The sequence below is a fragment of the Bacillus cereus group sp. BfR-BA-01383 genome (assembly GCF_022663495.1).
Classification (GTDB): Bacteria; Bacillota; Bacilli; order Bacillales; family Bacillaceae_G; genus Bacillus_A; species Bacillus_A cereus_AU.
The window spans coordinates 82894-88893 of sequence record NZ_JAKUFP010000019.1; the positions used below are offsets into that span (position 1 = coordinate 82894).

The window sequence follows — 6000 nt, forward strand, 5'->3', positions numbered from 1 at the left end:
TTTATTTGTTCATTTTTAATAAAGTGAAACTTTAATCAGTGGGGGCGTTCATCCCCCGCTGATTATTAGCCCATACCAATCGGGATAAATAACTTACTTTTTGGGAATGATGAAGGAGAATTTTTTACACGAAAGTATTTTACTTATACAATTCACACATGTAAAATGATGTGTAAAGACACCTGTGTGAGGAGGACTTCTTGTGGGAAAGGTAAAAGAAATTTCGAAGCGAAAGCTACTTGGTATAGCGGGGCTTGGATGGTTATTTGATGCAATGGATGTTGGAATGCTTTCATTTGTAATGGTAGCACTGCAAAAAGATTGGGGATTAACAAGCCAAGAAATGGGCTGGATAGGTAGTGTTAATTCGATTGGTATGGCAGTAGGGGCACTTATTTTTGGGATACTATCAGATAAAATAGGGCGAAAATCGGTCTTTATTATTACATTATTATTATTTTCTATCGGTAGTGGTTTAACGGCTTTAACGACAACACTCGCGATGTTCCTCGTGTTACGATTTGTAATTGGTATGGGACTTGGCGGAGAGCTTCCGGTTGCCTCGACACTAGTATCAGAGAGTGTTGAAGCACATGAACGCGGCAAAATAGTTGTGCTATTAGAAAGTTTTTGGGCAGGTGGCTGGCTAATTGCAGCTCTTATTTCGTATTTTGTTATTCCGAAATATGGTTGGGAAGTTGCGATGATATTGAGTGCGGCTCCAGCACTGTACGCTTTATATTTAAGATGGAATTTACCGGATTCCCCGAGATTCCAAAAGGTTGAAAAAAGACCGTCTGTTATCGAAAATATAAAGTTAGTTTGGTCTGGCGAATATAGGAAAGCAACGGTTATGCTATGGATCCTATGGTTTTGTGTTGTCTTTTCTTATTATGGAATGTTCCTTTGGTTACCTAGTGTAATGGTATTAAAAGGGTTTAGTTTAATAAAAAGTTTCCAGTACGTACTTATTATGACATTAGCTCAGCTTCCAGGGTATTTTACAGCTGCTTGGTTTATTGAACGTCTTGGTCGTAAATTTGTTTTAGTTACGTATTTAATCGGTACAGCGTGCAGCGCTTACTTGTTTGGAGTTGCGGATTCATTAACAGTTTTAATCGTGGCGGGGATGTTACTATCATTCTTTAATTTAGGTGCTTGGGGTGCATTATACGCTTATACACCTGAACAGTACCCAACAATTATTCGTGGTACAGGTGCAGGGATGGCAGCCGCATTCGGCCGTATTGGTGGTATTCTTGGGCCATTATTAGTGGGATACTTAGTTGCTTCACAAGCTTCACTATCACTAATATTTACGATTTTTTGTGGATCAATTTTAATTGGAGCATTTGCTGTAATTGTACTTGGACAAGAAACGAAGCAACGGGAGTTAATATAAAAGGACAAAGGAAACCGTGGTGGTTTCCTTTTTTCTGTTTTTTTAGATAAATAATGGTATAGTAAGAAAAAGGGATTATTTCTTAGAAAAGCGAATGTATACAACAGGATATACGGACAAAAGAATTAGGTGGTTGAAGAAATGAAAATTTTACTGATCATGGAAAATGCAGAGGAACGAAGAATTTTAGCTGAAAAATTTACTGAAAATATACGAAATGTAGAATGTTTTGAAGCAAATACAGGAACAGAATCGTTATTTATGATGAAAAAACATACACCAGATTTTGTTTTTTTAAATTCAAAATTACTAGATGGTACTGGTTTTGAATATGCCAGTTTATTACGGGAAGTAAATTGTTATACGAAATTTATTTTTATAGGTGAAGATATAGAAGAATCCATTACAGCTTTTCGTTTCCAAGCATTTTATTATTTACTACGACCGTTTCGTGAAGAAGATCTACAATTTCTCTTATATAGAATGAGTAAAGAGCAAGGTGAGAGAGCAAAGAGTTATTTGCGAAAACTACCGATAGAAGGTCAAGAGGGAATTCGTTATATTTTTCCTGAAGATATTGTATACGTAAGTAAGAATAAGGAAAATAAAACAGTTTCAATTTATACAACAAATAATCAGTATATTTCAACGTACACACTTCAGGAGTTAGAAAATCGACTAAATGCATATGATTTTTTACGTGTGCATAAAAGCTATTTAATTAATATGTCATATGTGCAAGAATTGAAACCGTATTATAATGGCACGTATAATTTGTATTTAGCTAGATATGATGAGCAACCGATTCCAGTCAGCCGTAATTATGTAAAACGCCTTCGAAATAAAATTGAATTATAGCAGGTAGTGAGAGTATTTTGGCATGATAAACTAAAAATCCTTCATGATAAGGAGGATTCAAATTAAATATTCAGAAAATTTAGTACAATCTCCACTAAGAAGTAGTATTGGGGGGATTGTATGTGAAGACATTGAAGTCAATCTTACTTTGGGGGGTTATTGCGGCAATAGGAGCAGGTGCTTTTGGTGTAATAGCTTTATCACAAGGTGAAACTATTAATGCTGTGTGGCTCTTAGTAGCTGCAGTATGTGTGTATGCAGTTGCTTATCGATTTTATAGTAGATTTATAGCGAGAAAGGTTTTTGATTTAGATAATAATCGGCAAACGCCAGCCCATACATTAAATGATGGAAAAGATTATGTTCCGACAAATAAGTGGGTATTATTCGGGCATCACTTTGCAGCAATTGCTGGGGCAGGGCCTTTAGTTGGACCGATTCTGGCAGCACAAATGGGCTATTTACCAGGTACCATTTGGATTATTGTTGGGGTAGTTGTCGCCGGAGCTGTACAAGATTTTGTCATTCTATTTGCTTCGATGAGACGTAATGGTAAATCATTAGGTGAAATGATTAAAGATGAGATTGGTCCTGTTACAGGGCTAATTGCAATGATAGGTATTCTAGGCATTATGATTATTTTATTAGCCGTATTAGCTTTAGTAGTTGTGAAGGCGCTTGTTGGAAGTCCATGGGGAATGTTTACAATCGCAGCAACGATTCCTATCGCTATTTTAATGGGAGTATACATGCGCTACATTAGACCTGGACGTGTAGGGGAAGGATCAATAATTGGTATTATTCTACTTATTCTATCTCTTATTGGAGGGCAGTATGTAGCAGAAAACCCAACACTTGCAAGTATGTTCACGTTTAGTGGTGAAACGATTGCTATTATGCTTATCGTATATGGATTCATTGCATCAGCATTACCAGTTTGGATGCTTCTTGCACCACGCGATTATTTAAGTACATTTCTAAAAATAGGAACGATACTTGGATTAGCAATTGGTATTTTAATTGTAGCACCAGATTTAAAAATGCCAGCAGTTTCTCAGTTTATTGATGGAACAGGTCCCGTTTTCTCAGGGAACTTATTCCCATTCCTATTTATTACGATTGCCTGTGGTGCTGTGTCTGGATTCCATGCTCTCGTCTCATCAGGTACGACGCCAAAAATGATCGAACAAGAGGGACATGCAAGGCCGATTGGTTATGGTGCAATGTTAATGGAGTCGTTTGTAGCAGCTATGGCTATGATCGCAGCTTGTGTATTGACACCAGGAACTTATTTTGCGATTAATAGTCCGGCAGCACTTATCGGTACGGATGTAACGCAGGCAGCTCAAGTTATTTCTTCATGGGGATTTGCTATTACACCAAATGAATTAAAAGACCTTGCTGTAAACGTTGGAGAGCAAACAATTTTATCACGTACAGGTGGCGCACCAACGTTAGCGATAGGTATGGCATATATTTTCTCACAAGTATTAGGTGGAACAGCAATGATGGCATTTTGGTATCATTTTGCGATTCTCTTTGAAGCATTATTTATTTTAACAACAATTGATGCAGGAACGCGTGTAGGACGATTTATGATTCAAGATATTTTAGGACATGTATATAAGCCGTTTGCGAAAACGGATTCTACAATAGCGAATGTAATAGCTACAACGTTATGTGTATTAGGATGGGGTTATTTCTTATATCAAGGGGTAGTAGATCCGCTTGGTGGAATTAATACGTTATGGCCACTTTTTGGTATTGCAAACCAAATGTTAGCAGGCATTGCATTGTTACTTGGTACGACAATTTTATTCAAAATGGGGAAAAAGGCATATGTTTGGGTGACACTTATTCCAACTGTTGGCTTGCTTATTGTAACAATGACAGCTGGTTACCAAAAGCTATTTCATGAAAATCCCAAAATAGGATTTCTATCCCACGCAAAGGTGTTTCAGGGAGCATTAGACGAGGGGAAAGTGTTAGCTCCTGCTAAAAATGTCGCCCAAATGAAACAAATTATTTTTAATGATTATATTGATGCAGCACTTTGTGGGATTTTTATGATAGTTGTAATTGCTGTATTAATTTCTGCACTTCGAATTTGGATTCAAGTATTAAAAAATAAGCCGATGCCGTTAAAAGAGGCGCCATATATTCCTAGAGATGAAAGTGAGTCGAGGAACTATGCTTAAAAGAATGCGGCAAGTATGGGGAAAAAGGAAACAATTTATTAGTTTACTTGTTGGAGTACCAAGCTACGAAACATATGTAGCACATATGAAAAAGCATCATCCAGAAGAAGAGATTGTATGTCAAAAGCAATTTTTTGCTGAGGCGCAAGAAGCTAGATTTAACGCAAAAGGTGGAAAGATATCACGCTGTTGTTAATAAAAAAGGACGAATTTTCGTCCTTTTTTATTTTTTTGCTGTTTCACGTGGAACAGCAAAAAAATAAACAAAAACCTTTGGGAATTATAGGCATTTCGTATGCGATAAAATAAGGAAAGGGATAGATGGAAAAGTAGGGAGATTATTTTATGTTAAGAGATCTATTTGTAAACACAACAATTATTCTTTCCTTTATTTTTATTGGAGGTCAGCTTTTAAGAGATAAGCCATTAAAAGAAGGGTTCTCTTTTTGGCAGAAATGTGTGGTAGGTATTTTCACAGGAATATTGAGTGTACTGTTGATGCATTTTGGTGTACATATTGAAGCTATTATGTTGGATCTACGTTATTTAGCTGTTATTTTGGCAATTATAATTGGAGGTCCGATAGCTAGTAGTATAACAGTTACTGTTATTTTAATTACTCGGCTAGTATTTACTGAGCACTCTTTAGCTTCTGAATTGGCCTGTTATACTATTGTATTGATAGGTATTGGAATTATCTTTATTTGGAGGATGAAAGTTTCTATATTTACAAAATGGATATGGTTTAATGTATATAGTTTATCTATTTTAGTAGTACCACTTTCTATTTTATTTAAGGATATATCTATAGTGGCATTATATTTAGTTTGTGGTAGTGTTGCAGCATATATCACATTTATAAGCGCAAATTACGTATTGCAATCCAATAAATTATTCCAAACGATGAGATAATATGCAACGATAGATGCATTAGCAGGTTTAGGAAACGTAAGGCAGTTTGATTTAGAGATGAATCGTCATATTGTTAATAAGAACATGAAAAATAATTCACTTCGCTTACTACTTATAGATATTGATCATTTTAAGTATGTAAATGATACGTATGGGCATCCTGCAGGAGACGAAGTGTTAAAACAAATGGGGCGTATTTTACGAGAAATTTCAACATTTCTGGATTTGGTTTTTCGAAAAGGTGGAGAGGAGTTTGTGCTTTTGATACCGAAGAAGGGACTAGCTTATGGAAGTCGTCTTGGGGAACAAATTCGTAACGCTGTTGAAAAACATTCATTCCAATTGTTAAATGGAACAAAAATAAAAATTACAGTTTCAGTAGGGATTTCAGCGTATAAAGAATCCACGGAACAGTTTATTCAAGCAGCTGATGACGCGTTATATTACTCAAAAAGAAATGGTAGAAATCAGGTCAATTCTGCATCTTAAAGATAAGATGACCAGAAGATGTAAAGATTATTCAAAAACACCCACAGAGATGAAGTGAACCCCGAAACCGGGACACCTATCAAAACACCTAAACCATCTGTTCCCTATATTCTTTAGGGGATAGGTGGTTTAATTTTTCTT

At 36.0% G+C, this 6000-nt stretch carries 4 protein-coding genes and 1 pseudogene; all 5 read left to right on the plus strand.

What is annotated here, in order from left to right:
- The first annotated feature begins 202 nt into the window (after positions 1–202).
- The 5 genes and pseudogenes from MR065_RS17545 to MR065_RS17565 all read left to right on the plus strand — a co-directional run bounded on the left by MR065_RS17545 (position 203) and on the right by MR065_RS17565 (position 5859).
- The gene (locus MR065_RS17545) at positions 203–1402 is read left to right on the plus strand and encodes an MFS transporter (RefSeq protein WP_098268596.1); all 1200 of its coding nucleotides are present in this window, start codon (positions 203–205) and stop codon (positions 1400–1402) included.
- 141 nt (positions 1403–1543) lie between these two features.
- Positions 1544–2260, plus strand: a complete 717-nt coding sequence (locus MR065_RS17550; RefSeq protein ID WP_097902470.1) for a LytR/AlgR family response regulator transcription factor — start codon at positions 1544–1546, stop codon at positions 2258–2260.
- Between the two features lie 122 nt (positions 2261–2382).
- Positions 2383–4458: a carbon starvation protein CstA gene (gene cstA / locus MR065_RS17555; RefSeq protein ID WP_097902469.1), complete on the plus strand. Its 2076-nt coding sequence runs from the start codon at positions 2383–2385 to the stop codon at positions 4456–4458.
- Positions 4451–4654, plus strand: a complete 204-nt coding sequence (locus MR065_RS17560; protein ID WP_242214565.1) for a YbdD/YjiX family protein — start codon at positions 4451–4453, stop codon at positions 4652–4654. The genes cstA and MR065_RS17560 overlap by 8 nt, the downstream gene beginning before the upstream one ends.
- A gap of 149 nt (positions 4655–4803) precedes the next feature.
- A pseudogene (locus MR065_RS17565) lies at positions 4804–5859 on the plus strand (GGDEF domain-containing protein).
- The last annotated feature ends 141 nt before the right edge of the window (positions 5860–6000 follow it).

Bases quoted from the DNA above. Each gene is read 5' to 3' on its own strand.
- MR065_RS17560 (WP_242214565.1), top strand. From the start codon at position 4,451: ATGCTTAAAAGAATGCGGCAAGTATGGGGAAAAAGGAAACAATTTATT.
- MR065_RS17550 (WP_097902470.1), top strand. From the start codon at position 1,544: ATGAAAATTTTACTGATCATGGAAAATGCAGAGGAACGAAGAATTTTA.